The organism is Pseudarthrobacter siccitolerans, from assembly GCF_001046895.1.
Classification (GTDB): domain Bacteria; phylum Actinomycetota; class Actinomycetes; order Actinomycetales; family Micrococcaceae; genus Arthrobacter; species Arthrobacter siccitolerans.
Genome location: NZ_CAQI01000029.1, coordinates 210536 through 237338 on the forward strand (window position 1 = coordinate 210536; position 26803 = coordinate 237338).

General features: G+C 65.9%; 26 protein-coding genes. 18 read left to right on the top strand and 8 right to left on the bottom strand.

Annotated features, from left to right (window positions below):
* Positions 1-5: 5 nt before the first annotated feature.
* The 3 genes from ARTSIC4J27_RS03925 to ARTSIC4J27_RS03935 form a co-directional block, all read right to left on the bottom strand.
* Positions 6-959, bottom strand: a complete 954-nt coding sequence (locus tag ARTSIC4J27_RS03925; protein WP_050053900.1) for a 1,4-dihydroxy-2-naphthoyl-CoA synthase — start codon at positions 957-959, stop codon at positions 6-8.
* A 22-nt stretch (positions 960-981) separates the two neighbouring features.
* Complete coding sequence (locus ARTSIC4J27_RS03930) at positions 982-1422, bottom strand: VOC family protein (protein ID WP_050053901.1); 441 nt, start codon at positions 1420-1422, stop codon at positions 982-984.
* A gap of 102 nt (positions 1423-1524) precedes the next feature.
* Entirely contained in the window at positions 1525-2286 is a 762-nt protein-coding gene (locus ARTSIC4J27_RS03935; RefSeq protein ID WP_050053902.1) for a CPBP family intramembrane glutamic endopeptidase, read from the bottom strand.
* An 83-nt stretch (positions 2287-2369) separates the two neighbouring features.
* Between ARTSIC4J27_RS03935 and ARTSIC4J27_RS03940 the strand changes: the two genes are divergently transcribed.
* The 8 genes from ARTSIC4J27_RS03940 (at position 2370) to ARTSIC4J27_RS03975 (ending at position 11943) form a co-directional block, all read left to right on the top strand.
* A complete protein-coding gene (locus ARTSIC4J27_RS03940) occupies positions 2370-3356 on the top strand; it encodes a metal ABC transporter substrate-binding protein (RefSeq protein ID WP_083435300.1) in 987 nt (328 codons plus the stop codon).
* Positions 3353-4114, top strand: coding sequence for a metal ABC transporter ATP-binding protein (locus ARTSIC4J27_RS03945; protein WP_050053904.1), 762 nt, complete (start codon positions 3353-3355; stop codon positions 4112-4114). Before ARTSIC4J27_RS03940 ends, ARTSIC4J27_RS03945 begins: the two co-directional genes overlap by 4 nt.
* On the top strand, positions 4114-4980 hold the full coding sequence (locus ARTSIC4J27_RS03950; protein WP_050053905.1) for a metal ABC transporter permease: 867 nt from the start codon (positions 4114-4116) through the stop codon (positions 4978-4980). Before ARTSIC4J27_RS03945 ends, ARTSIC4J27_RS03950 begins: the two co-directional genes overlap by 1 nt.
* A 256-nt stretch (positions 4981-5236) precedes the next feature.
* Positions 5237-6934 carry an ABC-F family ATP-binding cassette domain-containing protein gene (locus tag ARTSIC4J27_RS03955; protein WP_050053906.1) on the top strand — a complete coding sequence of 566 codons (1698 nt, stop codon included), beginning with the start codon at positions 5237-5239 and terminating at the stop codon, positions 6932-6934.
* A 124-nt stretch (positions 6935-7058) separates the two neighbouring features.
* Positions 7059-7406, top strand: a complete 348-nt coding sequence (locus ARTSIC4J27_RS03960) for a hypothetical protein (protein WP_050053907.1) — start codon at positions 7059-7061, stop codon at positions 7404-7406.
* On the top strand, positions 7406-9931 hold the full coding sequence (gene nirB / locus ARTSIC4J27_RS03965) for a nitrite reductase large subunit NirB (protein ID WP_235436517.1): 2526 nt from the start codon (positions 7406-7408) through the stop codon (positions 9929-9931). The genes ARTSIC4J27_RS03960 and nirB overlap by 1 nt, the downstream gene beginning before the upstream one ends.
* A 26-nt stretch (positions 9932-9957) precedes the next feature.
* Positions 9958-10308, top strand: coding sequence for a Rieske (2Fe-2S) protein (locus ARTSIC4J27_RS03970; protein WP_050053943.1), 351 nt, complete (start codon positions 9958-9960; stop codon positions 10306-10308).
* A gap of 174 nt (positions 10309-10482) precedes the next feature.
* Positions 10483-11943 carry an amino acid permease gene (locus tag ARTSIC4J27_RS03975; RefSeq protein ID WP_050053908.1) on the top strand — a complete coding sequence of 487 codons (1461 nt, stop codon included), beginning with the start codon at positions 10483-10485 and terminating at the stop codon, positions 11941-11943.
* 125 nt (positions 11944-12068) lie between these two features.
* Here ARTSIC4J27_RS03975 and ARTSIC4J27_RS03980 read toward each other — a convergent pair whose 3' ends face one another.
* Positions 12069-13043: a type IV toxin-antitoxin system AbiEi family antitoxin domain-containing protein gene (locus ARTSIC4J27_RS03980; RefSeq protein ID WP_050053909.1), complete on the bottom strand. Its 975-nt coding sequence runs from the start codon at positions 13041-13043 to the stop codon at positions 12069-12071.
* 206 nt (positions 13044-13249) lie between these two features.
* Between ARTSIC4J27_RS03980 and ARTSIC4J27_RS03985 the strand changes: the two genes are divergently transcribed.
* The gene (locus ARTSIC4J27_RS03985; RefSeq protein ID WP_456107066.1) at positions 13250-14320 is read left to right on the top strand and encodes a DNA polymerase IV; all 1071 of its coding nucleotides are present in this window, start codon (positions 13250-13252) and stop codon (positions 14318-14320) included.
* 118 nt (positions 14321-14438) lie between these two features.
* Here ARTSIC4J27_RS03985 and ARTSIC4J27_RS03990 read toward each other — a convergent pair whose 3' ends face one another.
* Positions 14439-14615: a CsbD family protein gene (locus tag ARTSIC4J27_RS03990; protein ID WP_050053911.1), complete on the bottom strand. Its 177-nt coding sequence runs from the start codon at positions 14613-14615 to the stop codon at positions 14439-14441.
* A 142-nt stretch (positions 14616-14757) separates the two neighbouring features.
* Between ARTSIC4J27_RS03990 and ARTSIC4J27_RS03995 the strand changes: the two genes are divergently transcribed.
* From ARTSIC4J27_RS03995 to ARTSIC4J27_RS04015, 5 genes are all read left to right on the top strand, one after another.
* A complete protein-coding gene (locus ARTSIC4J27_RS03995) occupies positions 14758-15219 on the top strand; it encodes an SRPBCC family protein (RefSeq protein WP_050053912.1) in 462 nt (153 codons plus the stop codon).
* A 53-nt stretch (positions 15220-15272) separates the two neighbouring features.
* Positions 15273-15914, top strand: a complete 642-nt coding sequence (locus ARTSIC4J27_RS04000; protein ID WP_152683771.1) for a pentapeptide repeat-containing protein — start codon at positions 15273-15275, stop codon at positions 15912-15914.
* Positions 15915-16096: 182 nt separating this feature from the next.
* Entirely contained in the window at positions 16097-17323 is a 1227-nt protein-coding gene (locus ARTSIC4J27_RS04005; protein WP_050053914.1) for a thiolase family protein, read from the top strand.
* Complete coding sequence (locus ARTSIC4J27_RS04010) at positions 17323-18162, top strand: enoyl-CoA hydratase/isomerase family protein (RefSeq protein ID WP_152683769.1); 840 nt, start codon at positions 17323-17325, stop codon at positions 18160-18162. The genes ARTSIC4J27_RS04005 and ARTSIC4J27_RS04010 overlap by 1 nt, the downstream gene beginning before the upstream one ends.
* Positions 18159-19031, top strand: coding sequence for a 3-hydroxyacyl-CoA dehydrogenase family protein (locus ARTSIC4J27_RS04015; protein WP_050053915.1), 873 nt, complete (start codon positions 18159-18161; stop codon positions 19029-19031). The genes ARTSIC4J27_RS04010 and ARTSIC4J27_RS04015 overlap by 4 nt, the downstream gene beginning before the upstream one ends.
* A gap of 9 nt (positions 19032-19040) precedes the next feature.
* Here the strand turns inward: ARTSIC4J27_RS04015 and ARTSIC4J27_RS04020 are convergent, their stop codons facing one another.
* Positions 19041-19274, bottom strand: a complete 234-nt coding sequence (locus tag ARTSIC4J27_RS04020; RefSeq protein ID WP_050053916.1) for a DUF6480 family protein — start codon at positions 19272-19274, stop codon at positions 19041-19043.
* Between the two features lie 75 nt (positions 19275-19349).
* Here ARTSIC4J27_RS04020 and ARTSIC4J27_RS04025 point away from each other — a divergent pair, with 75 nt between their 5' ends.
* Entirely contained in the window at positions 19350-19958 is a 609-nt protein-coding gene (locus ARTSIC4J27_RS04025) for a GNAT family N-acetyltransferase (RefSeq protein ID WP_050053917.1), read from the top strand.
* Between the two features lie 10 nt (positions 19959-19968).
* On the opposite strand, the gene ARTSIC4J27_RS04030 is transcribed toward ARTSIC4J27_RS04025, so the two are convergent.
* Positions 19969-20856 (bottom strand): SGNH/GDSL hydrolase family protein, encoded by an 888-nt coding sequence (locus ARTSIC4J27_RS04030; RefSeq protein WP_050053918.1) that lies wholly within the window; start codon positions 20854-20856, stop codon positions 19969-19971.
* Positions 20857-21018: 162 nt separating this feature from the next.
* Between ARTSIC4J27_RS04030 and ARTSIC4J27_RS04035 the strand changes: the two genes are divergently transcribed.
* The gene (locus ARTSIC4J27_RS04035; RefSeq protein ID WP_235436520.1) at positions 21019-21738 is read left to right on the top strand and encodes a tyrosine-protein phosphatase; all 720 of its coding nucleotides are present in this window, start codon (positions 21019-21021) and stop codon (positions 21736-21738) included.
* Complete coding sequence (locus tag ARTSIC4J27_RS04040; protein ID WP_050053920.1) at positions 21735-23921, top strand: S1 family peptidase; 2187 nt, start codon at positions 21735-21737, stop codon at positions 23919-23921. Before ARTSIC4J27_RS04035 ends, ARTSIC4J27_RS04040 begins: the two co-directional genes overlap by 4 nt.
* A gap of 50 nt (positions 23922-23971) precedes the next feature.
* Here the strand turns inward: ARTSIC4J27_RS04040 and ARTSIC4J27_RS04045 are convergent, their stop codons facing one another.
* Entirely contained in the window at positions 23972-24421 is a 450-nt protein-coding gene (locus ARTSIC4J27_RS04045; protein ID WP_050053921.1) for a PaaI family thioesterase, read from the bottom strand.
* Positions 24422-24567: 146 nt separating this feature from the next.
* On the opposite strand from ARTSIC4J27_RS04045, the gene paaZ reads away from it, so the two are divergent.
* The gene (gene paaZ, locus ARTSIC4J27_RS04050; protein ID WP_050053922.1) at positions 24568-26679 is read left to right on the top strand and encodes a phenylacetic acid degradation bifunctional protein PaaZ; all 2112 of its coding nucleotides are present in this window, start codon (positions 24568-24570) and stop codon (positions 26677-26679) included.
* Positions 26680-26803: the final 124 nt, after the last annotated feature.

The window sequence follows — 26803 nt, forward strand, 5'->3', positions numbered from 1 at the left end:
CTGCCTTAAAAGTAGTGCGGGAAGCCGGACCAGTCCGGATCGCGTTTTTGCAGGAACGCCTCCTTGCCCTCCACCGCCTCGTCCGTCATGTAGGCCAGGCGCGTGGCCTCGCCGGCGAACACCTGCTGGCCGGCCAGCCCGTCGTCGGCAAGGTTGAAAGCGAACTTCAGCATCCGGATGGCCTGCGGAGACTGCCGGGCGATGTCAGCGGCGTACTCCAGGGCCACTTCCTCGAGGCGCTCGTGGTCCACCGCCTCATTGACGGCGCCCATGCGAACCATGTCCTCTGCGGAATATTCGCGGGCCAGGAAGAAGATTTCCCGGGCAGCCTTCTGGCCGATCTGCCGCGCCAGCAGGGCGGAGCCGTAGCCGGCGTCAAAGCTTCCCACCGTGGCGTCGGTCTGCTTGAACCTGCCGTGCTGCCGGGAGGCGATGGTGAGGTCAGCCACCACGTGCAGGGAGTGCCCGCCGCCGGCTGCCCAGCCGTTGACGACGGCGATGACCACCTTGGGCATGGTCCGCATCAGCCGCTGGACTTCCAGGATGTGCAGCCTGCCGGCCCGGGCGGGGTCGATGCTTTCCTGGGTCTCACCGTCGGCATACCGGTACCCGTCCCGGCCCCTGATCCGCTGGTCCCCGCCGGAGCAGAAGGAGTGGCCGCCGTCCTTGGGGGAGGGGCCGTTGCCGGTGAGCAGGACGGTGGCGACGTCCGGTGACATCCGGGCGTGGTCCATAGCCCGGTACAGCTCATCCACGGTGCCGGGCCGGAAGGCGTTGCGGACCTCGGGCCGGTTGAAAGCGATCCGGACCGTGGGCAGGTCACGCACCCAGCCGCCGTCGGAATCCCTTTCCACCTGCCGGTGGTAGGTCATGTCCTGGAAGTCCTCGAAGCCGGACACAACACGCCAGCGGGTGGGATCGAAGACGTCGGACACAGGGGCGGGGATTTGGTTGCTCACCGTCCAAGTCTAGTAATCGGGGTCAGCTGATGCAGAACTCGTTGCCTTCAGGGTCAGCCATGGTGTGCCAGAAATGCGGTCCTTCATTGGCTGTCCACAGGAATGTTGCGCCGCGGGCCTCGAGTTCCCGCCGCACGTCATCCTTGTCCCGGCCTGCCAGGTTCAAGTCCCAGTGCACCCGGTTCTTGACGGTCTTTTCCTCCGGCGCCGTCTGGAACAGGAGCCGCCGCTGCGGTGCCTTCGCCTCCAGCTCCTCAGTCGGCCGGATGGCACACGCATCCCGCCACACCAGTTTTCCGTTGTGGGTTGTTGTCTGGTCTTCGGTGGCGTAGCCCTGCTCGATCATGGAGCGGATGAAGCCCTCGTCCTGGGGTTCCACCGCCCAGTCGAGGGATTCCGCCCACCACTCTGCGAGGTGGTGCGGATCGCGGCAGTCGATGACGATCTGGATATTCAGTCCCATGGCACCAAGCTACGTGGGCCGGGGCCATTGCGACAGCATCGCGGGGTCACTTTTGGCCCAAAAAATTGGCCTCATTGGGCCGTGCCTGACCCCGCGTTGCTTTTAGGCCTGGACCTGCTGGAGCTGTTCGAAGACCTCGGGCGGGATGGCGTAGATAAAAACCACTGCCAGCAGGTTCTTGGCGGCGTGCACGAAGTAGGAGAACATCAGGTTCCTGCCGGTCCACACATACACAAATACCAGCGTTGCCCCCATGGCCAGGTACGGCAGCAGGACGGTCAGGGTCAGTGCTTCCTGGCCCACGATGTGAAGGGCGGCGAACAGGAACACGGACAGGAGGCAACACACCCAGATGTTGACCCGCCGGCTCAGCTTGCCGATCAGCAGGTGGCGGAAGATGTACTCCTCCACAAACGGGCCCACCACCACCAGCAGCGGGACCATCAGCCAGGCCGGGACCTGCTGCATCAGCGCCTGCAGGCCCGCCTGGTTCTCGGACGTCGCCACACTGCCGCTGGCCGCCACGGCGATGGCCGAGAGGATCATCATCGCGATCACGGCTGCGGGCACCATCAGCAGGGTGAACCACGGCCTGGTTGCCAGGACCCGCAGGTCACGGGCCACCACGCGCCGGGCAGCAAGCAGGGCAAGAATTCCCACCGAGGCATAGAAGAGCAGGTTTGTGGCATAGGAGGCCGCGGCGGGGGTAGGGGCAATCTGGCGCAGGAACGGTTCCACCAGTTGGCCGGCCACCGCGAAGAACCCGGCAATCGCCACGTAAAGGCCCGCGGTGGTGAAGTCCAGTGCCGTAAACCGGTAGAGCTCTGGCTGCGGAGCTGGTGGTCGGCGGTGTGCAATGGCCATGGTTTCAGCCTATCCCCACACATCCCACTGCACTGCCGTAACAGCATTGCCGGAGGATTCAGGGGTCGCCTAGAATATTCGGTATGCCTAAACTTTTATTTCGGTGCGCCAAAGTAGCCGCCCGGACCCCCGCCCTCCGCAAGGAGCGCTTGCGCCTGGCCGCGGCAGCCGCCGTCGTGCTTTCCCTCCTGCTGACAGCCTGCTCGGGAGGGGCGACCGGAACGGACGGCGGCAGCAAGAAGGTGGTCCTGACCACCTTCACGGTGCTGGCCGACGTCGCCAGGAACGTTGCCGGGGACAAGCTCACCGTCGAGTCGATCACCAAAGCCGGCGCCGAGATCCACGGTTACGAACCCACCCCCGGCGACATCCGGAAAGCCTCCAAGGCGGACCTCATCCTGGACAACGGACTGAACCTGGAGGCCTGGTTCGCCCAGTTCGTGGAAGGCCTGGACGTGCCGCATGCCGTGGTGAGCGACGGTGTGGAGGTGGTGTCCATCAGCGAGGACTCCTACCAGGGCAAGCCGAACCCGCACGCGTGGATGTCGCCCGTGAACGTGCAGATCTACGTGGACAACATGGTGAAGGCCTTCAGCGACCTGGATCCTGAGAACGCGGGAGTCTTCAAGGCCAACGGGGACGCCTACAAGGCCGAGCTGCAGGCTGTGCAGGACCAGATGGTCACGAGCCTGTCCGGCCTTCCCGAGAACCAGCGCGCCCTGGTCACCTGCGAAGGCGCGTTCTCCTACCTGGCCCGCGACGCCGGGCTCAAAGAGGTGTACATCTGGGCCGTCAACGCCGAACAGCAGGCAACCCCGCAACAGATCACCCGGGCGATCGAATACGTCAAGGCCAATAAAGTCCCAGCGGTTTTCTGCGAATCCACGGTCTCGGATGCACCCATGCAGCAGGTGGTGGGGGCCACCGGCGCCAAGTTCGGCGGCACCCTCTACGTGGACTCCCTGTCCGAGGCGGACGGGCCGGTGCCCACCTACCTGGACCTCATCCGGCACGACGCCGGCCTCATCACCAAAGCACTTGCCGGAGCCACCGCAGGAGCTGTGCCATGACCGCGCAGGCCATCCTCGTTGACAACGTCACCGTCCATTACGGCGACGTCCTGGCGCTGGACGCGGCGTCCCTGGCCCTGGAACCCGCCCGGATCTGCGGCCTGGTGGGCATGAACGGCTCCGGCAAGTCCACGCTGTTCAAGGTGATCATGGGAATGATCAAGCCCGACGCCGGCACCGTCCGGATCAACGGAGCGTCACCTTCCAAGGCGCGCAAGCAGGGCGGCATCGGCTATGTGCCGCAGAGCGAGGACGTTGACTGGCAGTTCCCACTGTCCGTTCGCGACGTGGTGATGATGGGCCGCTACGGCCACCAGGGCTTCACCCGCCGCGCTTCGAAGGCGGACCGCCTCGCCGTGGACGAAGCTCTGGACCGGGTGGAGTTGGGGCAGTACGCCGGGCGCCAGATCGGCCAGCTCTCTGGCGGCCAGAAGAAGCGCGCCTTCGTGGCCCGCGGGATCGCCCAGGGCGCCACCACCATGCTCCTGGATGAACCCTTCGCCGGTGTGGACAAGCGATCCGAGGCCACCATCACCCGGCTCCTGCGCGAACTGTCCTCCGACGGCTGCACCATCCTGGTGTCCACCCACGATCTGCATGCCCTGCCGCAGCTGTGCGACGAAGCGATCCTCCTGATGCACAAAGTCCTGATGCACGGGCCGCCTGAAGTGGTGCTGCAGCCGGAGAACCTTGCCATGGCGTTCGGCCTGGACGTGCTGGACCGGGAACTGCCGGGCCACAAGAGGGGGAACCCATAATGGAGTTGCTCCTCGAACCGCTGGGTTACGACTTTATGGTCCGGGCGCTGCTCACCACCGCACTGGCCGCCGTGGTCTGCGCCGTGCTGAGCTGCTGGCTGGTGCTGATCGGCTGGTCCCTGATGGGCGACGCCGTCTCCCACGCCGTGCTGCCGGGAGTGGTGCTGGCCTACATCGTCGGCGCCCCGTTTGCGCTGGGGGCACTCGTCTTCGCCCTCGTCGCCGTCACCCTGATCGGGGTGGTCCGCAGTACCAGCCGCGTGAAGGAGGACGCCGCGATCGGGATCGTGTTCTCCTCCCTGTTCGCCCTGGGCCTGGTGCTGATTTCGGTGACACCGAGCCAGACCGACCTCAACCACATCATCTTCGGCAACCTCCTGGGCGTCAGCGTCCCCGACCTGATCCAAGTCCTCGTGCTGGGCGTGGTGGCCTTCGCCATCCTGATCCTCAAGCGGCGCGACCTCACCCTCTACGCCTTCGACCCCACCCATGCGCACGCCATCGGGCTCTCACCCAAACGGCTCGGCGCCCTTCTGCTGGGCCTGCTCGCGCTGACCTCGGTAGTGGCACTGCAGACCGTGGGTGTGGTGCTGGTGGTGGCCATGCTCATCATCCCCGGCGCCACCGCCTACCTGCTGACAGACCGTTTCTCGCGCATGCTGGTCATCGCGCCGGTGATCTCCGCCGTCTGCTCACTGGCCGGCATCTACATCAGCTATTACCTGGACACCGCATCCGGGGCCATGGTGGTGCTCACCCAGGGCGTGGTGTTCGCCGTGGTCTATCTCTTCAGTCCCCGGCAGGGCCTGATTGGTACGCGGCTGGCCAAGGCCCGCCGCAGGAAAGCGGCGGCGCTCGCCGTATAAGCCAACCACCTCCGGGCGGACGACGGCGGCGCCCTCGGTGGGTGCCGGCGTCGTACCTTGGGTGCCTGGGAAGGCAACAGCGTGACTCAACCCCCGCTTGACTCAATAGGCGCCGGCGGGCAGGCTGGAGCGATGAAGTCCTGACAGCAGCCCGGCCGCGCCGGACTGTTCCCCCAAAATCCAAGGCCGTTGGTCGAGCATCGCATGCAGGCGTCCAGCTCCCGCGGCCACACTTCGGAGCTTGCGAGGACTTCCCTTGACTGAACACCTGAACCTTTCCGGCGTCTCCCACGGCTATGGGGACCGCCTGCTGCTGGACGGCATCGACCTGACCATCACCGCCCGTGAGCACGTGGCCGTGGTGGGCGAAAACGGCGCCGGCAAATCCACCCTCCTGCGGATCCTGGCCGGGACCGAACAGCCGCAGGAGGGCACCGCCACCGCCAGCGGCCGGGTGGGTTACCTCGCCCAGACCCACGGGCTGCCGGAATCCTTCACCGTGGGCGGGGCCATTGACGCTTCCCTCGAGTCCCTCCGCGCGCTGGAAGCGGAGCTGGACCGGCTCGAGGCCGGGCTGGCCGACGCCGCAGACGACGACCTGGAAACCTACGGCAGGCTGCAGACCGAGTACCAGCTGCGTGAGGGCTACGCCGCCGAATCCCGGGTGGAAGCTGCGCTGGACCGGCTGGGCCTGGGCGGCCTGGACCGGAACCGGACACTCGGATCGCTGTCCGGCGGCGAGCAGGAACGCGTGGCGCTGGCCTGCGTCCTGGCCGACCCCGCGGACATCCTGCTCCTGGACGAACCCACCAACCACCTCGATGCCCGGGGCGTGGCATGGCTGGAGGAACGGCTGGCGGCCCACCGCGGCATCGTGGTGGTGGTCTCGCACGACAGGGTGCTGCTCCGCAAGGTGGCCGCCACGGTCATCGAAGTGGACGCCGAGCGCCGCACCGTGACCCGCTACGGCAACGGCTATGACGGCTACCTCCGGGAGAAGGCCGCCGAGCGCCAACGCTGGGTCCAGCAGTACCACGGCTGGCTGGACGCCATGGCCGCGGAGAAGCAGCAGGCGGAAACGCGGGCCGGGAACATGGGGTACGGCCGCAAGCGCGACGCCGACAAGATGGCGTTCGGCTTCAAAACGGGCACCTGGGAACGGGCCGCGAGCAGCCAGGTCCGCAATGCCCGGGAACGGTTGCGGCGGCTCGAGGCCAGCCCGGTTGAGCAGCCGCCGGTGCCGCTGCGGCTCGCCGCGCCGGAATCCCTGGCTGTTTCCTCACCGGACAGCGCCGATGGTCCGGTTTTATCCGCCCGTGGCGTCACCGTCCCGGGAAGGCTCCAGGCCACCGACATCCTTGCCCGCGCCGGCGAGAAAATCCTGATCGTTGGGCCCAACGGTGCCGGCAAGTCCACGCTGCTGTCCGTGCTCGCCGGAACCCTGGCCCCTGCCGGCGGCAGTGTTTCCCGGCCGGACCGGGTGGGCTACCTGCAGCAGGAACTTGAACTCCCAACCCGTCCGTCGCTCCGGCTGCTGCCCGCCTTCGCAACAGGCCTGGGCGGGAACATCGACGAACACGCCGAGGCCCTGCTGCGCTTGGGACTGTTCCGCACCAGCGAGTTCCATGTTCCGGTCGGCAGCCTCTCGGCCGGACAGCAGCGCAGGCTGGCCCTCGCCCGGCTGCTGCTCGGCGGCTACGGCACCCTGATAGTGGACGAACCCACCAACCACCTGGCACCCGTGCTGGTGGAACAGCTGGAGGCGGCGCTCGCCGGGTTCACTGGAACGCTGGTGATGGTCAGTCACGACCGTGCCCTCCGGAAGTGGTTTGCCGAGTGCCAGCAGGCCGCCGGAGGAGCGGCTGCCGGGGACGCCGCTGCCGGGAATGGCGGCCGGACCGCAGGCCGCTGGATCCGCTACTCGATGGACCAGGGCGTGCTCGCTCCCGCCTGAACCTTCCAGGCTACGGAAAACCGTGAGTTTTGCGTTAAGGGATCGTTACCGGGGAACCGGCCGGCCGAAACATCGGCGCAGCAGGATGGGCTGTACCAGTTGCTGCCGGCCGAAAGGGAACGCCATGCTGACCAAGAACCTTTTCCTGCAAGGCATCTTCCCCTTCCAGGGTGCGGGCATGGAAAAGCCAGTGCCCATCCACAGCGAGCTCTCCCACTACGTCCCGGACGGCGTCATCAACCAGACGCTCTACTTCCGCGGAGGAAACTCAAGCTCCGAGCTGATCACGGTTGTCCTGCTGCGCAACGGCGTGCCCATGCGGTACTTTCCCATCGGCGCCAAGAGCGACGTCCACGTTCCGCTGCGGGTGGTGGAGGACATCGAGGGCGGGTCCGCCGTCGAGCTTCACCTTGCTGCTCCGGAGGGCGTCAGCGGGTCCGTGGTGATCGACCTGGGCATGGTGGAACACTGATGACCAGCGTGATGGACAGCCCGCGGACCCGGCCGTCCGGACCGGCGCCAGCCGGGCACGTGCGCCGCCGGCTCGTGGTCATCGGCAACGGCATGGCCGGAGCCCGGGCGGTGGAGGAAATCCTCGCCCGCGGGGGCGCCGGACAGTTCACCATCACCATGTTCGGCGATGAACCCTACGGGAACTACAACCGGATCATGCTCAGCCACGTCCTCTCCGGGGAGGAAAGCGACGCCGACATCTTCCTCAACTCCCTGTCCTGGTACCAGGACAACGGCATCACACTGCACGCCGGCGTCAGGGTGGACCGGATTGACCGGTTCACCAAGCACGTCTTTTCCAATGACGGCAGGGTGACGCCCTACGACACCCTGATCATCGCCACCGGAAGCCGCTCCCACATGCCGCCCATGGACGGGCTGTACACCCCGGGCGGGCAGGTCAAGCAGGGCGTCTTCGGGTTCCGCACCATCGATGACACCCGCAAAATGGTGGCGTACGCCCAGCATGAGCACCACCGGCGGGCGGTGGTGATTGGCGGCGGACTGCTGGGCCTTGAGGCGGCCTACGGGTTGCGGAGTCACGGCATCGACGTGGACGTGGTCCATTCGGCCGGGCACCTGATGAGCGCGCAGATGGGGCCCGACGGCGGTGCGGTGCTTCGCCGCAGCGTGGAGGCCCTGGGTATCGGGGTACTGACCGGCAGCCGCACCACGGCCGTGCTGGGAAACGACAGGGTCACCGGGGTCAGCCTCCGCGACGGTACCGGGATCGCCTGCGACATGGTGGTGGTGGCCGCCGGAATCCGCCCCAACGTGGAGCTTGCCGTGCTGAGCGGCCTTCCGGTGGAGCGGGCCATCGTGGTGGATGACCGGCTCCGGGTCCAGGACGAGGACGATATCTACGCGGTGGGGGAGTGCGTCCAGCACCGCGGCGAGGTGTACGGCCTCGTCGCACCGCTCTGGGAACAGGCCGTGGTCCTGGCCAGCCATGTGACCGGGACGGACACCTCCGCCCTGTACCTGGGTTCCCGCACCGCCACCAAACTGAAGGTGGCCGGCGTCGAAGTAGCCTCCATGGGATTGCAGGGGCCGGAACTCGACACCGACGAGCACATCGTCTTCTCCGAACCCAGCCGCGGCGTCTTCAAATCCATCGTGGTGCGGGATAACAAGATGGTGGGCGCCACGCTTCTCGGCGACAGCCGGAAGGTGGCCTACCTGACCCAGGCGTACGACCGCGGGCTGCCCCTGCCTGAGGAACGGATCGGGCTGATGTTCGATCTCGGCACCCCGGACGGGGACACCGGAGTGGCCGATCTCAGTGACGACGCACAGGTGTGCAACTGCAACGGCGTCAGCAAAAAGACACTGGTGGACGCCGTGCAGGGCGGGTGCTCCAGCGTCGCCGGAGCGATGGACGCCACCCGCGCCGGCAAAGGGTGCGGCTCGTGCAAACTGCTGGTTCGGCAGGTTGTGGAATGGGCTGCGGACGGAGTCGTGGACGAGGACCCTGCGGCCAACTATTACGTCCCCGCCATTCCCCTGGACAAGGCGGCGTTGATGGCGGAAATCCGGAAGCGCGGGCTGCGCTCGGTCTCGGCCGTCTTCCAGGCCCTCGCGCCCGGCGGCGAGGATGCGAAGTCCAAGATGGGGCTGGCCTCGCTGCTGAAGATGATGCTGGCTGACGGGTACATTGACGAACGCGACGCCCGGTTCATCAACGACCGCGTGCACGCCAACATCCAGCGCGACGGCACCTTCTCGGTGGTGCCGCAGATGAAAGGCGGCGTGACCTCGGTACAGCAGCTTCGCCGGATCGCCGATGTTGCCGAAAAGCACAAGGTCCCGCTGATCAAGCTCACCGGCGGGCAGCGGATCGACCTGCTGGGGATCCGCAAGGAGGACCTGCCACAGGTGTGGGCTGACCTGGACATGCCCTCGGGCTACGCGTACGGCAAGAGTTTCCGCACCGTGAAGACCTGCGTGGGCAAGGATTTCTGCCGCTACGGAACAGGGGATTCCACCAAGCTGGGCATCGAGATCGAATCGCGTTTCCAGGGGATCGAGGCACCGGCCAAGCTGAAACTGGCAGTGTCCGGGTGCCCCCGGAACTGCGCCGAATCGCTGGTGAAGGATGTTGGCGTGGTGGCTGTGGAAGGCGGCAGGTGGGAGATCTATGTGGGTGGCGCTGCCGGCGCCCATATCCGCAAGGGCGATCTTCTGGCAACCGTTGAGGATCCCGAAGAAGTGAAGGTCCTCGCCGGGAGGTTTATGCAGTATTACCGGGAACGCGCCAACTGGCTGGAACGGACGTATGCGTTTGTTCCGCGGGTTGGCATTGAGCATCTGCGGGACGTGATTGTGGCCGATTCGGAGGGGCTTGCAGCGCAGTTGGATGCAGCCATGCAGGACTCGGTGGACAGCTACGAGGACCCCTGGATCGAACGTGTGGACCCGATGACCCCGGGGCAGTTCCGCACCTCCCTGCCGCTGACGGTGCTGCCGCAGGTGCCCGTCCGATGACTGCCGGTCCGATGGGTGGCGGTGCGATGGGTGGCGGTCCGACGGGTGGCGGGGCAACAGCAGGAGGAAAAAGCTTCGTCCTGGGCCCGGTGGAGCAGATTCCGTTGGGCGAGGGCAGGGCGTTTGCCGTGGACGGCGGGCAGGTTGCCGTGTTCCGGCTCCGCGACGGCTCGCTCCGGGCGCTCCCGGCCGTCTGCCCGCACAAGGGCGGCCCGCTGGCGGACGGAACCATCGACCTTGACGTGGTGGTGTGTCCGCTGCACCAGCACGCGTTTGACCTGGTGACGGGCTGTTCGACTACAGGCGCGGAGAATTTGCGCCCGTACACGGCATCGGTGGACCGGCAGCAGAATCTGGTCCTCCAGATGCCCGTGTAGTGCGCGTCACGTGGCACCCCTTCGCGTCTTGTAGGATAGACGAGCCGCGCGAAGCTTCGGTGCCACGCGAGATTCCGACCACATTCGGTTGCCTAACCGGCATTCCACCGAATTTTGTGAGCGGAATCATCCGTGTTCCGGATGCGGCCAACCCCCAACCCACAAGGAACCGTTGTGCCTCAAAGTACCCCCGCAGATCTCCAGAACCCCACGGCACCATCCACCGCCGTCGACCCCACCCTCAGCGCCGAGGGTTACAGCAAAACGCTGGGCAGGCGCCACGTCACCATGATCGCCATGGGCGGCGCCATCGGCGTCGGCCTGTTTATGGGTGCCGGCGGACGCCTGGCCTCCACCGGCCCGGCCCTGATTTTCTCCTACGCCATTGCCGGCGTCATCGCCTACCTGCTGATGCGGGCGCTCGGCGAACTCATCATGTACCGCCAGACCTCGGGCTCATTCGTCAGCTACGCCGGCGAGATGTTCGGCAAAAAGGGTGCCTACCTCTCCGGCTGGATGTACTTCATCAACTGGGGCATGACCGGCATCGCCGAACTGATCGCCATCGGCCTGTACTTCCAGTTCTTCTTCCCCAACGTACCGGTGGAAGCCTCCGCAATCGCCGCCCTGGCGCTGCTGGTGGCAGTGAACCTGCTCAGCGTCAAGGCGTTCGGGGAGTTCGAATTCTGGGCCTCCTGCCTCAAGGTGGGCGCCATCCTGATCTTCCTGGCGGTGGGCACGTTTATGGTCATCACCAACGCCCAGGTGGGTGACGGCAACGCCTCCGTAGCGAACCTGTTTGCCGCGGAAGGCGGCATGTTCCCCAAGGGCGCCCTGGTGATGGTCCTGGTCCTCAATGCCGTGATCTTCGCCTACAACGGCATCGAACTGGTGGGCATCACCGCCGGCGAGATGCAGAACCCGGAACGCGAAGTGCCCAAGGCGATCCGCGCCGTCGTCCTCCGGATCGTGGTGTTCTACGTCGGTTCGGTCACCCTGCTGGCCATGCTGCTGCCGTCCGACCAGTACGTGGCCGGGACCTCGCCGTTCGTCACGGTCTTCGGCCAGATGGGCCTGGCCTGGGTGGGCGACGTGATGAACATGATCGTGATCACCGCGGCCCTGTCCTCCTGCAACTCCGGCCTGTACTCGATCGGCCGCGTGTTCCGCACCATGGCCAACAACGGCCACGCCCCGCAGTGGCTCACCAAGATGTCCAAGCGCCACGTCCCGTACGCGGCCATCCTCGCCATCGCGGCCTTCTACCTGGTGGGCATCCTGCTGAACATCTGGCTGGGCGGCTCCTACGCGTTCGACCTGGCCCTGAACTCGGCCTCCATCGGCGTGATCTTCTGTTGGGGCTCCATCTTCGCCAGCCAGATTGTGCTGCGCCACCGCAAGGGTGTGACGTCCAGCCTGCCGATGCCCGGTTCGCCGTGGACCAGCTGGGCCGGCCTGGTGGGCCTGCTCGCCATCACCGTGCTCATCGGCTTCGACACCATGACGAGCAAGAGCGGCGAGGTTTTCTACCTGGGCCTCTGGACCCTGGCCACCATCCCGTTCTTCGCGGTGGTCCTGTGGCTGGGCTGGCAGAAGGTCAAGAACAACCAGCCCAAGAGCGAGCTGTACAGCTAGGACTTCTCGCTAGTACGACGGCGGCGGGTCACCCTCTAGGGGGCGGCCCGCCGTCGTCGTTCTCCGGCTTGTGCGGCGCCCGGGAGGTCTGAATCGCCGGAAACGTGCCGGGTAGCCGGAACGCTTCAGCGTCCGGGCACTGTTCCGGCGATCCGGACGCTGTCAGGTTGGGAGAGGGCTGTGAGGATTCGGTTCTTGAACTCCTGCTCCCGGAAAAGATCCTTCCACTCCACCCGGACGAACAGCCACCCGTCTTCAGTGAGTGCCTTCTCCCGGCGCCGCTCCTGGAACAGAACCTCGGCCGTGGGTGCGTAGTCGAAGTATTTGACCTTCCCGTCGAACTCGAGAGCTACTTTCTTTTTTCTCCAGGCGAAATCGAGACGGTGCACGCCCAGCCGGCTCCTGACCTCGACCTGCGCCTCGGGCGTAGGCAGCTTCAGGCGTGCAAGGAGCTCACGGGTCAGCGTTTCTCCGGCTGATTCGGCGCTGGCATCCGCGTGGGCAAGTGCGAGCCGGAGGTTTCTTACTCCGCTATGGCCCGAGAGATTGTTGGCCATCGCCTTCATGCGATCGAAGTCGGCACCAAGCCGCAGCGCCTGGTCGGCGAGTATCAGTGCTTGGCGGTATTCAAGCATCATGCAGCAGTCCACGACTGTTCGCTCAAGGGCCGTCACCCTAAGCCTTCCGATGGTTGTTACTTCCGAATCGGTGTAGGGCCGGCTGTGACCCCGGACATCCTTCCCGAGCCGCTCGCTGGACGGCCGGACCCGAAGCAGGATGTGAATCAGGTCGTCCGCATTCCACAGGAAGAGCTTGTGAAGGCGTGCGGCGGAGGTGTGGCTGTAGACGAAGCTTCCCGTTGAAGTAGTCAGTGTCCCGTGGGCGTGGGCATGGATCAACTGCACGCTGCGAAGTGCGGCAGACTGCTTCTCCCAGAAGGAGGCGCGAATGTAGCAGCCGTACCTCAGGCGGACCAGGCCTCCGTGGCTGACGAGGCGCCGGATGGCTCTCGAATTGAGTCCGCTGGCATGCAGTTGGTCAGTACGCCACAGGTTTCCTGCGGCGGGCAGCTGTGGCAAAGGTGCGGAGAGCTGTGTCATCCACCAAGCTTCAGGTGCCTCCGCCGTCCGGGGCGAGGGCCACCGTCGTTATGTGGAAAGTCCCGCAATCGCCGGAACGATGCCGGATCGCCGGAACGATGCCGGGCCGCCGGAACGTTCCAGCGTCCGGACACCGTTCCAGCGATTTCGACGGCGGTCGGCGGAGACGGTGGTGCGCAGACCGTGGCCGGGGCAGACTGGGGCTTGTGAATGAACCGTGGGTGCTGCATGTGGACCTTGACCAGTTCATCGCGGCCGTAGAGGTGCTCCGCCGGCCCGAACTGGCGGGCAAGGCGGTGATTATCGGCGGCCGCGGCGACCCCACCGAGCGGGCAGTGGTTTCGACGGCGTCCTACGAGGCCAGGGAGTACGGCGTCGGCTCGGGTATGCCGCTGCGCATCGCCGCGCGGAAAGTGCCCGACGCCGTTATCCTGCCGGTTGACCAGGAGGCGTACCTGGAAGCATCCGACAAAGTCATGGCGGTCCTGCGCTCGCAACCCGGGGCCACCGTTCAGGTGCTGGGCTGGGACGAAGCGTTTGTTGGGGTGCAGGCGGAGGACCCCGAGGCCTATGCCCGGCAGCTGCAGCGCGCCGTCCTTGAAGAGACACGGCTGCACTGCAGTGTGGGCATCGGTGACACCCTGGTCCGGGCAAAGGTGGCCACGACGTTCGGCAAGCCCGCCGGTGTCTTCCGGCTCACCGAACAGAACTGGCTTGAGGTGATGGGGAGCCGGCCCACCATCGAGCTGTGGGGCGTGGGAACGAAGGTTTCGCGCCGCCTCGCCACACTCGGCATCAAAACCGTTGCCGAGCTTGCTGCGTCCAACCCCGAGGACCTGGTCCCTGAGTTCGGGCCGAAGATGGGCCCGTGGTACGCCCAGCTTGGGCGGGGCGACGGTGCGCGGGAAGTGGATGACACGCCCTGGGTGGCGCGCGGGCACAGCCGTGAAACCACGTTCCAGCGTGATCTGACGGAACCCGGGCAGATCGACGACGCCGTCCGCGAGCTGGCAGCGCACGTCCTCGAGGATGTCGCAGGCGAGGGGCGGCCGGTGGTGGGACTCACGCTCAAGGTCCGGTATGCCCCGTTCATCACCAAGACGTACGCCCGGAAGATCCCCCAGACGTCAGACCCTGCGGAAGTACTGGCCCGGGCCCTTGACCTCGTGGCGAAAATCGAGCCGGACCGCCCCATCCGGCTCCTCGGGTTGCGCGCCGAAATGGCGATGCCCGAGGACTCCCGCCAAGGGCATACCCCCACCCGCAGCGGTTGGTGACGGGTCCCGGTGCTCGACTGGAAGGGGAGAAACAGAACGGCGGCGGATCCTTGGGGATCCGCCGCCGTTTCGCTCTGTTACAGCCCGCCTGGTTAAGCCGGACTGCCGCAGGAAGAGGCTAGTCGCGCTTGAACTCGTCCTTGACGCTTTCGCCGACCTTCTTGGCGTCAGCCTTGACCTGGTCGGTCTGGCCTTCAGCCTTCAGACGGTCATTGTCGGTGGCATTGCCCGTTGCTTCCTTGGCCTTGCCGCCGAGGTCTTCTGCTGCGTTACTGATCTTGTCTCCGAGGCCCATGGTGGTGGCCTCCTTTCGTTTCCGTTGATCAAACAGTGCCTTTTCACCCTAACACGAAGCTTACTTACTATTTCAAGCCTCTTGTGTTCCGGACCGCTGGGGGTGCCTGTCGATTGTCGGAGCCCGCCGCTAGGCTCGGAACATGGACCACAGCATGAGCCTCACCCAGCACATCCAGGCGCCACCGGAAAAAGTATGGTCCGTTATCACGGACATCCCCGGCTCGGCGGCCACCCTTTCCGGGGTTGATTCCGTCCAGCTCCTCACCGACGGCCCGTACGGCGAGGGGACGCGCTGGAAGGAGACCCGGAAGATGTTCGGAAAGGCTGAAACGGTGGAGATGTGGGTGTCCGAAGCCGAGCCGGGCCGCAGCACCACCGTTAAGGCCGAGCAGGGCGGCGCGGACTACACCACCCGGTTCAGCCTCGCCCCGCGTGACGGCGGTACGGACCTCACCCTCACGTTCGGTGCCGAGATCATCAAGCCCACCCTCGCCAGCAAGATCATGATGCTGCTGTTCGGCAGGATGGGCATGGCCGCCACCCGGAAGGCCCTCACGAAGGACTTGACGGAGATCGCCGCCAAAGCGGAATCGCTCCCGTAGTGGCGGCGGCTCCGGCCGGTCGCGGCGGCACAGCTAAAGCCGGCGCGTCCAAAATTACGGCCCCCAGGCTCTCGCCTGTGGTGTTGCAGGACCTGGATGAGGATCCCGGACGGGGTTTCCGGCGTGGTGCAAGGCACGACGGCGTCCGGTACAGGCGTGTGGAGGCCGACGGCCTGGAATTGGGCGGCACGGATTTTGCCGAGTGTGAGTTCCAGGGCATTTCCTTCAATGACACCCAACTGCGTGGTTCATCCTTTCGCGACTGCATCCTCGCCGAGTTGTACGCGCCCGTCTTTCGGGCCGCCCGGAGCACCTGGCGGGACGTTGAGCTGCGGAACCCCCGCCTGGGATCGGCGGAACTGTATGAGAGCGGCTGGCAGTCGGTCCGCATCGACGGCGGCAAGCTGGACTTCCTCAACCTGCGCGGCGCCAAGCTCACGGATGTCCTGATCACTGACTGCATCATCAATGAGCTGGACCTCGGTTCGGCATCGGGGACCAGGGTGGCGCTGAAGAACTGCACCATCGGCTCGCTTGACGTTAGCGGCGCAAGGCTCAAGGACTTCGATCTGCGCGTCACGGAATTCCGGAGCATCAGCGGGCTCGGCAGCCTGGCCGGTGTGGTGATCGACGACTACCAGCTGAGTCTGCTGGCACCCCTGCTCGCGGCGCACCTGGGCGTTACGGTCCTCTAATCCCGGAGTTTTTGTCCACATATGCTGACTTCAGGGCGGGTTAGGCCTGCATATCTGGACAAAAACTCGGAAGGTACGCAACGGATGCGCGCCCGTGTACTATTTACAGAACGAACGGTCGGTAAGTGGGGGAGTTGTCGGCCGCAGATGACAGTGCTGTTTATCGCGTGAAGGGTGTTTCCATGGCTGCAACCGCAGGTCCGCAGGCTTTCCTTGTTGGCGGGGTCCGAACGCCGGTGGGCAAATACGGCGGCGCGCTGTCGTCCATCCGCCCCGATGACCTGGCGGCCCTGGTGGTCCGGGAAGCTGTAAACCGGGCTGGCCTGGACCCGGACAGCATCGACGAAGTGATCCTGGGCAACGCCAACGGGGCCGGGGAGGAAAACCGGAACGTGGCACGGATGGCCATCCTGCTCGCCGGGCTGCCCCTCCATATCCCGGGCATCACCGTCAACAGGCTCTGCGCTTCGGGCCTGAGCGCCATCATCCAGGCAAGCCACATGATCAAGGCCGGCGCCGCGGACATTGTGATCGCGGGCGGTGTTGAGTCCATGAGCCGGGCGCCCTGGGTCCAGGAGAAGCCAACCGCCGCCTTTGCCAAGCCTGGCCAGATTTTCGACACTTCCATCGGCTGGCGCTTCACCAACCCCCGGTTCCACAAGGGCGAGCTGTCCCGCGACGGGAAAATGACTTACGCCATGCCGGAAACCGCGGAAGAAGTGGCCCGCGTGGACAACATTTTCCGCGAGGACGCCGATGCCTTCGCCGTCCGCTCGCACCAGCGTGCCCTGGACGCCATCGCTGCCGGCCGTTTCAAGGACGAGATCGTCCCGGTCACCGTCAAGACCCGCAAATCCGAGCATGTTGTGGACACGGACGAAGGTCCCCGCGAAGGCACCACCCTGGACGTCCTCGCCGGACTGAAGCCGGTAACACACGGCGGTACCGTAGTCACGGCCGGCAACTCCTCGTCGCTGAACGACGGCGCCTCAGCGATTATCGTCGCCTCGGAGGCAGCCATCGAACGGCTGGGCCTCACGCCGCGCGCCCGGATTATCGACGGCGCCTCTGCCGGCTGTGAGCCGGAAATCATGGGTATCGGCCCGGTGCCCGCCACGCAGAAGATCCTGAAGCGGACCGGCCTCAGCGTAGGTGACCTTGGCGCCGTCGAGCTTAATGAAGCCTTTGCCACGCAGTCCCTGGCGTGCATCCGCCGGCTGGGCCTGGACCCGGACATTGTGAACCTCGACGGCGGCGCTATCGCTTTGGGGCACCCGCTGGGTTCCAGCGGGGCCCGGATCGCCATCACGCTGCTGGGGCGGATGGAGCGAGAAGACGCCAAGGTGGGGCTGGCCACGATGTGCATTGGTGTGGGCCAGGGTACTGCAATGCTGCTGGAGAAGGTCTGATGGCGGGCGCAGTGGACCTGGCGGCGGAGAAGTTCCATGCGCTGCTGGTGGAGGAGCGTACCGACCGCGTGGTGGTGCTCCTCAACCGGCCCGACGTGCGGAACGCGATCGACCAGCAGATGGTGGATGAACTCCACGTGGTCTGCGCCGCCCTCGAACAGAACCCGAAGGTGCTGATCATTGCAGGTGTTGACGGCGTCTTCGCCTCCGGCGCGGACATCGGCCAGCTGCGCGAGCGGCGCCGGGACGATGCCCTGCAGGGGATCAATTCCACGATTTTCGTCCGGATCGCCAAGCTGCCCATGCCGGTAATTGCCGCGCTTGACGGGTACTGCCTGGGCGGCGGGGCGGAGCTGGCCTATGCTGCGGACTTCCGGATCGGCACTCCCAACGTTCGGATCGGCAACCCGGAAACCGGCCTGGGTATCCTTGCCGCCGCGGGGGCGAGCTGGCGGCTCAAGGAACTGGTGGGGGAGCCTGTTGCCAAGCAGATCCTCCTCGCCGGGCGGGTACTTGGCGCGGATGAAGCCCTCGGGGTGAACCTCATCACCGGGATCCACGAGCCGGAAGTCCTGCTGGATGCCGCCCATGACCTGGCGGACCGGGTCGGCCGGCAGGACCCGTTGGCGGTGCGTATCACCAAGTCGGTGTTCCATGCCCCCGCCGAGGCGCACCCGCTGATTGACCAGCTGGCCCAGGGAATCCTTTTTGAGTCCGAGGCCAAGTTCGACCGGATGCAGAAGTTCCTGGACCGGAACGCGGAGAAGAAAGCCGCCAGGAGCGCCGCTGAGGGTGCCGGCGCGAACACTGAGACTGAGACCGGAGAAAAGAATTCATGAACACACCACAACTTTCCCCCGGCCTCCCGGCACGGGTGGGCGTCCTGGGTGGCGGCCGCATGGGGGCGGGCATCGCGCATGCCTTCCTCGTCAAGGGAGCCGACGTACTGGTGATCGAGCGTGACGACCAGTCGGCAGAGGCGGCCCGGGAACGGGTGGAATCCGCGGCGGCCAAGAGCATTGAGCGCGGAGCCGTCGACGCCAACCTGGACGAACTGGTGTCACGGCTGGCCGTGGGGGTGGATTACGACGACTTCAAGGACCGGCAACTGGTGGTCGAGGCGGTGCCGGAGGACTGGGACCTGAAAGTGACAGCGCTGCGCGGCATCGAGGACCGGTTGCCCGACGACGGGTACCTGGCGTCCAACACCTCCTCCCTGTCCGTGGACGGCCTGGCCGGCGAGCTGAAGCGCCCGGAAAGTTTCCTGGGGCTGCATTTCTTCAACCCGGTCCCGGCGTCCACCCTCATCGAGGTGGTGCTCGGAAAGCGTACGTCTCCCGGACTCGCCGCCGCGGCCAAAGGGTGGGTTGAGGCACTCGGCAAGACCGCCGTCGTCGTCAATGACGCTCCCGGTTTCGCGTCCTCAAGGCTGGGCGTGGCCATCGCCCTGGAGGCAATGCGCATGGTGGAGGAGGGCGTCGCGTCCGCCGAAGACATCGACGCCGCCATGGTCCTGGGTTACAAACACCCCACAGGCCCGCTGAAAACCACGGACATCGTGGGGCTGGACGTCCGGCTGGGCATAGCCGAGTACTTGCACTCCACGCTGGGTGAACGCTTCGCGCCGCCGCAGATCCTGAAGGACAAGGTGGCGCGGGGTGAGCTGGGACGCAAGACCGGGAAGGGCTTTTTTGACTGGCCCAGCTAACGCAGCCTGTTAGTCGAAGAATCCCACGATGTAGCCGACGAAGTAGAGCAACGCCAACAGGACCACCACCGCGATCGCAGCGATCACGATTACCTGGGTGCTCTTCTTTGTGCCGTGTTCGTCGTGGCCTTGCGGGCCGGTGGTGGAGGCTTCGCCGGGCGGCGTTTCGCCCGGTGGCACTCCGCCGCCCGGCTCCAGGCCGGTCAGCTTGTCGTTCTCCGGGTCCGGATTGGTTCCTGACACGTCATCTCCCTCGTTTGCTGTCCCGGGTCCGTGCCCAGCCTAACGGGCTGCGGAGGTTGGACCTAGGCTGGTGCAGTGACTTTCCTTGAACCCCTTACCCTGACCGGACGGTATGTAACCCTCGAGCCGCTGTCCGTGGAACATCACGATGGACTTATTGAGGCGGCCACTGACGGCGAGCTGTGGCGGCTCTGGTACACCTCGGTGCCGGCTCCCGATGAAATGGCGGCCGAGGTTAAGCGGCGGCTTGCGCTGCAGGAGCAAGGCTCCATGCTGCCCTTCACCACCCGGTTGAACGATCCGGCTACGGGCGGCCAGGGCAGGATTATCGGGATGACCACCTACATGAATGTCGACGCCGGCACTCCCCGTGTGGAGATCGGCTCCACCTGGAATGCCGCTTCCGTGCAGGGGACCGGGACGAATCCGGACTCCAAGCTGCTGCTCCTGCGCCACGCGTTTGAGGCGCTGGGCTGCCCGGCCGTGGAGTTCCGGACGCACTGGCTCAACCACCAGTCGCGTGAGGCCATCGCGCGGCTCGGGGCGAAGCAGGACGGCGTGCTCCGCAACCATTCCAGGACACGGGACGGGATTCTCCGCGACACCGTGGTGTTCTCCATCCTCGAACACGAATGGCCCATGGTCCGCGCCGGGCTCGAATACCGGCTGGCCCGGCGCGGGTGAGGGCGGTTAGTTACTGGCGGGCCAATTGTGCCGGTTTGACTGCCTCCAGGAGTGCGGACGCGTAAGCGCGGTGCCCTTCCTTGTTTGGGTGGAAGGTTCTGGGGTCGATCTGCAGCGTGCCATTTGCATCGACAAAGGCGGAAAAGAATATCCACGGATCCACGGAGTTGACCTCGTGTCCGGCAAACTCATCCGTCACGTCGACATACTCTGCACCCGCCGCCGTGGCAGCCGCTTCAATGACGGTGTTTAGTTTGATGGTGCCGGCGTTGACTAGCTCTTGACTCGCCAGGGGAATCGTGAGGGAGACGGCTGGGTCTTCTGTATTGAAGAGCAAGGGGTAACCGAATACGACGACCGTGGCATCAGGAGCGGCTGCTTGGATCACTTCATAGGTCTGCTTCAATGCTGCAAAAAGCAAAAGCAAGTTCGCGTCCGATGTCCTCTCGGCCACTATAGCCCTACAAGATTCCACGCTCATGGTCGCGCAAATCCCCAGCACTTGGGCAAACCCGAGATCGTTGGCGCCTGCCGTAATGCTCACCAGTTCCGCTTGTGTGAGAGCGGCCAACGTATCTGGATCGCTTAGCTGTGCAGCCACGCTGGTTTCGCCGCCGAGAAGCTGTGCGCCACTACATGCGGTATTCAGCAGCAGATCCACCCGGCCCGTCTTCGCCACTACATCCACGTAACCACCGGACGTCTGAATACAGGTAAGGGTCGAGTCATAAGGACCAGCACCTATACCTGCCGTATATGAGTCCCCAAGTGCTACATAATCCACTTGTGGCGGCGGAGCCGCGTCGGCGGGGACGGCTGTAAAGCCCAGTGCCATGGCCACCGTGGCGAGGGCTGCCGCAAAAGCCGAGTGACGCCGTCGTGCTGTTCTATCTGCCATGGAAGTTCTCCTCTGAACATCAACTGCGGGCCTGCGAACACAGGTACGCTCACGGTACGCCCGCCTGAGGCATGGGTCACGGATAGCGGGTACTCATATATATCTGGTTCATGTACCTGCCTGTGACGTGCACCTCCATGGCGCTTGTGGTTAGCTGTGCGGATGAAGAGAGCTGACGGGTCCATGGACTGGGATGGTGCTGTCAACGCATGGCATGTGGCCGGGGGTGTGTACCGCATGGGGCGGCGCGAATGGCTGACGGAGTCGGGCTGGCTACAGGCGTACGACGACGGCGTCCGCACCGTGATCGACCTCCGCAATGCTGCGGAGGCGCGGCGCAGGGACAGCGACCCAGCAGTGGCCGAAACGGTCTGGTCGAAGATGTCGGTGGTTTCCGCCCCCACCGAAGAACCGGGTGATCCCCGTTTTACCGAGCTCGCCGGTCCCTACCTCAACGATCCCGCCTACTATGCGGACAACGCCCGGCTTTTCCCGGAAAAGCTGGCGGGGGTCTTCAAGGCCCTTGCCGCGGCGTCTGCCAACGGTGATGTGGTGCTGCATTGCGCCGCGGGCCGGGACCGCAGCGGCATGGTGGCGGCCATGGTGCAGGACCTCGCCGGGGACTCGGACCGGGACATCGCCGAGGGCTACCGGCGGGCAGCCCGCGGCATCAACGAGCGCTACCGCACCCACGGTCCGCCGCACGACCGCGAACGCTATGTCGAGGAACACGAGCTGGCACCCTTGCTGGAGCAGCGCGGCGACGCCGTTGTGGACTTTGTGCGGAGCCTCGACTCCCGGAACTTCCTGCTGCGCAACGGACTCACCTCCGCCGATCTTGACGCTGTTCTGTCCCTCTGCGGAGCCGGAGTGTCCCGGTGACGGCGGGCAACCTGCGGCGCCTGCTTGCGGCCGGGGCTGCCGCGGGAGTCCTGGCGGCCTCCGGCTATGCCGCAGCAGGACCAGTGTGGGCCTCGGACCAACCTGACCTGCCGGCACCGTCCGCGCCCGCCCCGTCCGCGCCCGCCCCGGCACCGTCCGCGCCCGCGCCCCTCTCCGATTCCAAAGGTTCCGGCTTGTCCGAGGCTGCCCTGGAGGAAGCCGTCCTCCGTGACCTGGACATGACCCCCGCGGAGTTCGCGGCAGCGGGAGAGCTGGGGACCCGGGCTGCCGAGGTGGCAGCCCAGCTCCGGGACGTCCCGGGATACGTGGGAACGAAGCTGCAGGATGGCCGCATTGTTGTGTCGGGCTCCGGGGAAGAGCTGCTGGCAGAAGTGGCCGCGCTTTCCCGCAGCGGCCTCCCGTTGGCAGTCGAGGACCCCGCCGCTGCGGAACCGCTTGAAACTCCCCGTGCCGCAGCTTCTCCATCCCCGGATGCTTCTCCAGCCCCGGATGCTGGTCCATCACAGCCACCGCAGGGATCTGAGCTGGCGGTCAGCACCGAGCAGCTTTTCCAGGCCTATGTCCGCGAAGTGGGTACCGACGGCCTGCAGGCAGTGGTCGCATCCGGCGGGAAATTTGTGATCCGGACCGGGGGAGTGAACTCGCCGGAATCCGCTCCTGAGACGGCAGCCGAAAGGACTCCACCTGCGGGCGGTGCTGCCCCGGCGGCGTCCGGCAAGAAGTCCCCGGCTGAGTTCGTGTCCCGGTACACCAACGTGGAGCTCGACGGCGGCGCTCCCCTCGCGCCCGAAGCGGACGTTCCCGGGGGAGTCGGCTATATCGCCGCCACCGGCAGTATCGCGGGCACGGGCTGGATCTGCTCCACCGGCTTCTCTGCCTTTGATCCGGCCGGTCTTCCTGCCGTCCTGACAGCTGGCCATTGCGCGTCGGATGGCGCAGCTGAGACGGCCGAGCTGGAATCAGACAGGTCAGAGCCGCTGGGCAGTTTCGGCTTCAGCCAGTTCGGCGGCCCCGGCAACTCCAGGATCATCGAGGATCCGCTGGACCCGGACAACCCGGCAAATGTCGGAACTGATGTGGCGGTTATTGAATCGATCAATTCCCGTTTCGACCCGCTGCCGGCGGCCAGCACCTGGGGCGATGCATCGGAGCCGGAACCTGACGTCAAGATCATCGGCACGGCCGATCCCGTCGCGGGGATGCCGGTGTGCCGTTCGGGCAGGACCTCGGCGTGGTCCTGCGGCACTGTTGACGCCGTAGGAATTTTTGTGGTGCCCGGACCGATGTATTTCTCGGATTCGACCGACTTGAGGGCATTCCGCGGGTTCCTGTCGTACGGGGTCCAGTCCAGCGGCGGGGACTCCGGCGGACCCTATGTCAGCGGCAACTACGCCGTGGGCACCCACGCAGCGGGGGACACCCCGGATGAAAACGGCAACGTCATCCAGAACTTCGCCGTAGCTGCCACCCTCAGGGACAGCCTGGCCGTCCTGCCTGGCTACGAATTGGAGCTCTTCCTCAACAAGCCGGCGGTCACGTCTCCCGCGGCTGGAGCCACTTACGAACCCGGGCAGGCCATCAGCGGCAATGTCCCTGCTGCCCCCGCCTCGGGGGTGGCAGCGGGGTCGAAAGTCCGCGTCACTCTCCAGGGGCAGGATTGGTTTGACGTGGCGGTCGACGGCGACGGCAACTGGAGCTTCCCGGCTCCCGAGAGCGGCGGAACACTCCGGTTCACCGCCGAAACGGTGAACGGGTTCAGTACCTCAGGCGCCAGCAGCTTCGAGTTCGAGAAAGCGGCACCCGCCGAACCAACACCGCCGGCGCCACCTGCTCCGGGCGATCCTGCGCCCGTTGACCCGCCAGCGCAGGTGCCCCCCGCCCCGGCACCGGAGCCAATCCCCGCTGACCCGGCCCCGGCTGTCCCGGCCCCGCCGGTTCCGGCGGCTCCAACGGAAGACCCGGCCGCCGTCGTCGTACTCCCGCCTGTCAGCGCCCCCGCTGACCTGGCCAACACCTCAGGCAACCGGGGCAACAGCGGCAACCTTGCCGTCACGGGAGCCAACGCACTGGTCCCGGCGGCATTGGCTGCCGCGGCCGCGATCGCCGTCGGCGGCGTGCTGATGGTGCTGGTCCGCCGCCGGAAGCAACGCATCCGGCAATGAGCCATCAGGTATTGTCGCCAACCGGCCAAATGGCGACGATATCTGATAGGTCAACGGGTTTTGTGGCGCCGCATCAGCAGGTTGGTGATGCGGAGGGTGCAGAGCCGCTGGCCGGCCTCGTTGGTGATGACCACCTCGTGCGTGGTGAGGGTGCCGCCCAGGTGGATGGGCGTGGCCGTAATGGTCACCTGTCCCTCGCGCGCCGAGCGGTGATGGGTGGCCGAGACGTCAACGCCCACCGCGGTCTTGCCCATGGTGCTCGCGTGGATCACCGCTGCCCACGATCCCACGGCCTCGCCCACAGCAAGGGAAGCGCCGCCGTGCAGCAGCCCGAAGGACTGCCTGTTCCCCTCCACCGGCATGGTGGCCACCACCCGCTCCACCGACTCCTCAAGGATCTTTACACCCATCTTCTCGTCGAGCTCGCCGAGGTGGATCTTCCACAGTTCGTGCTCTGACGGCTGGTTGTCCGCGGCATCCTGCGGTGCTGGGGCGCTCATTCGTTCTCCTTTAGGGTGGCCATTTCAGTCCGGGCCTTCTAGTCTGCAGTACGACACGTCATGTATGGTGAATATATTACCGAACGGACGGTCAGTAATCATGGCCGGCCGTTGTCTGCCCCCCTTGTTGGAAGGACCCGTCAACGATGACCACCACCGCCACAGCTCCCCAGGCCACGGTCGACACCGTGGAGACAGTGCCCAGCTTCATCATGGACGGGTGGTGGACGCCCGACGACGCCTCCGCCGGATCCGCTGTCCCCGTCCGTGACGCGAGCACCGGAGAGATCCTGGCCAAGGTGAGCACAGAAGGGCTGGACCTGGGCGCCGTGGTCGAGTACGGCCGCACCACCGGCCAGACGGAACTCGGCCGGCTCACTTTCCACCAGCGGGCCCTCAAGCTCAAGGAACTGGCGCAGTACCTGAACGCCCGGCGCGACCATTTCTACACCTTCTCCGCCCAGACCGGCGCCACCAAGATCGACTCCATGATCGACATCGACGGCGGCATCGGCGTTCTCTTCACCTTCGGATCCAAGGGCCGGCGCGAGCTGCCCAACTCCCAGGTGGTGGTGGACGGTCCCATGGAGGTGCTGTCCAAGGACGGATCCTTCGCCGGCGAACACATCTACACCCGCATCCCGGGCGTGGCCGTCCAGATCAACGCTTTCAACTTCCCGGTCTGGGGCATGCTCGAGAAGTTCGCGCCCGCCTTCATCGCCGGCGTCCCCACCATCGTCAAGCCGGCAACTCCCACGGGGTACGTGGCAGCGGCCGTGGTCAAGGCGATCGTCGAATCCAACATCCTGCCCAAGGGTTCGCTGCAGCTGATCTCCGGCTCGGTCCGTGGGCTCCTGGATGTGCTGGACTACCGCGACCTGGTAGCCTTCACCGGTTCCGCTTCCACCGCGCTGTCCCTGAAGTCCCACCCGAACGTGGTCCAGGGCGGCGTCCGCTTCACCTCCGAAACCGACTCTCTGAACGCCGCGATCCTCGGCCCCGACGCGGTGGAGGGCACCCCGGAGTTCGACGCCTTCGTGAAGTCCGTGGTCACCGAAATGACGGCCAAGGCAGGGCAGAAGTGCACCGCCATCCGCCGCGCCATCGTGCCCCAGGAACTGGTCCACGCCGTGTCCGCCGCCATCGGCAAGCGCATCACTGAACGCGTTGTCCTCGGCGACCCCCGTGCTGACGGCGTCACCATGGGCGCGCTCGCCTCCGTCGAGCAGCTTGAGGACGTCCGTGCGGCCGTGCAGTCCATGCTCGACGCCGGCGGTGAGCTTGCGTACGGAACCCTCGAATCGCCGTCGGTCACCGCTGCCGACGGGTCCACCGGCGTAGCTGGCGGCGGCGCGTTTATGGCGCCCGTCCTGCTCAACTGGAACAACCCGGAGGCGGAGGAAGTGCACTCGCTCGAGGCATTCGGCCCGGTTTCGTCCGTGATCGGCTACCAGGATATTCCCGACGCCGTCCGCCTCGCCGCCCGCGGCAGCGGCTCACTGGTGGCCTCGGTCTGCACCAACGATCCTGCGGTTGCCCGCGAACTCGTTACCGGAATCGCAGCGCACCACGGCCGCGTCCTGATGCTCAACCGCGAGGACGCCCGCTCGTCAACCGGCCACGGCTCGCCTGTGCCGCACCTGGTCCACGGCGGTCCCGGCCGCGCCGGCGGGGGCGAGGAGCTGGGCGGCATCCGCTCGGTGATGCACCACATGCAGCGCACCGCCATCCAGGGCTCGCCCAACATGCTGACCGCCGTCACCGGCATCTGGCACACCGGAGCGGACCGCAACTTCACCGTTGAAACCGAAGGGACGCACCCCTTCCGGAAGTCACTGGCCACGCTGCGGGTCGGCGACGCCGTCCGCTCCGACCTGCGCCAGGTCACCTTGGAGGACATTAGCGCCTTCGCCAACTCCACCGGCGACACGTTCTACGCCCACACCAACCAGGAAGCCGCGGAAGCCAACCCGTTCTTCCCCGGCATCGTGGCGCACGGCTACCTGCTGCTGGCCTGGGGCGCCGGATTGTTCGTTGAACCCGCGCCGGGCCCGGTCCTGGCCAACTACGGGCTGGAGAACCTGCGCTTCATCACGCCGGTGGCCGCAGGCGACTCCATCCGGGTGACCCTTACCGCGAAAAAGATCACCCCGCGCGAAACCGACGAATACGGCGAGGTGGCCTGGGACGCAGTCCTCACCAACCAGAACGACGAGATCGTGGCCACCTACGACGTCCTCACCCTGGTAGAAAAGTAGCCCACCCCCCGGGACGCTCTCTCACTTAACGCGGGTTTTTCCCCAACGCTCTATCAGTTGACGCGTCTTTTCGACCAACGCTCTCTCACTCTCTTCAGGAAAGTGAGAGAGCGTTGGCGGCGGA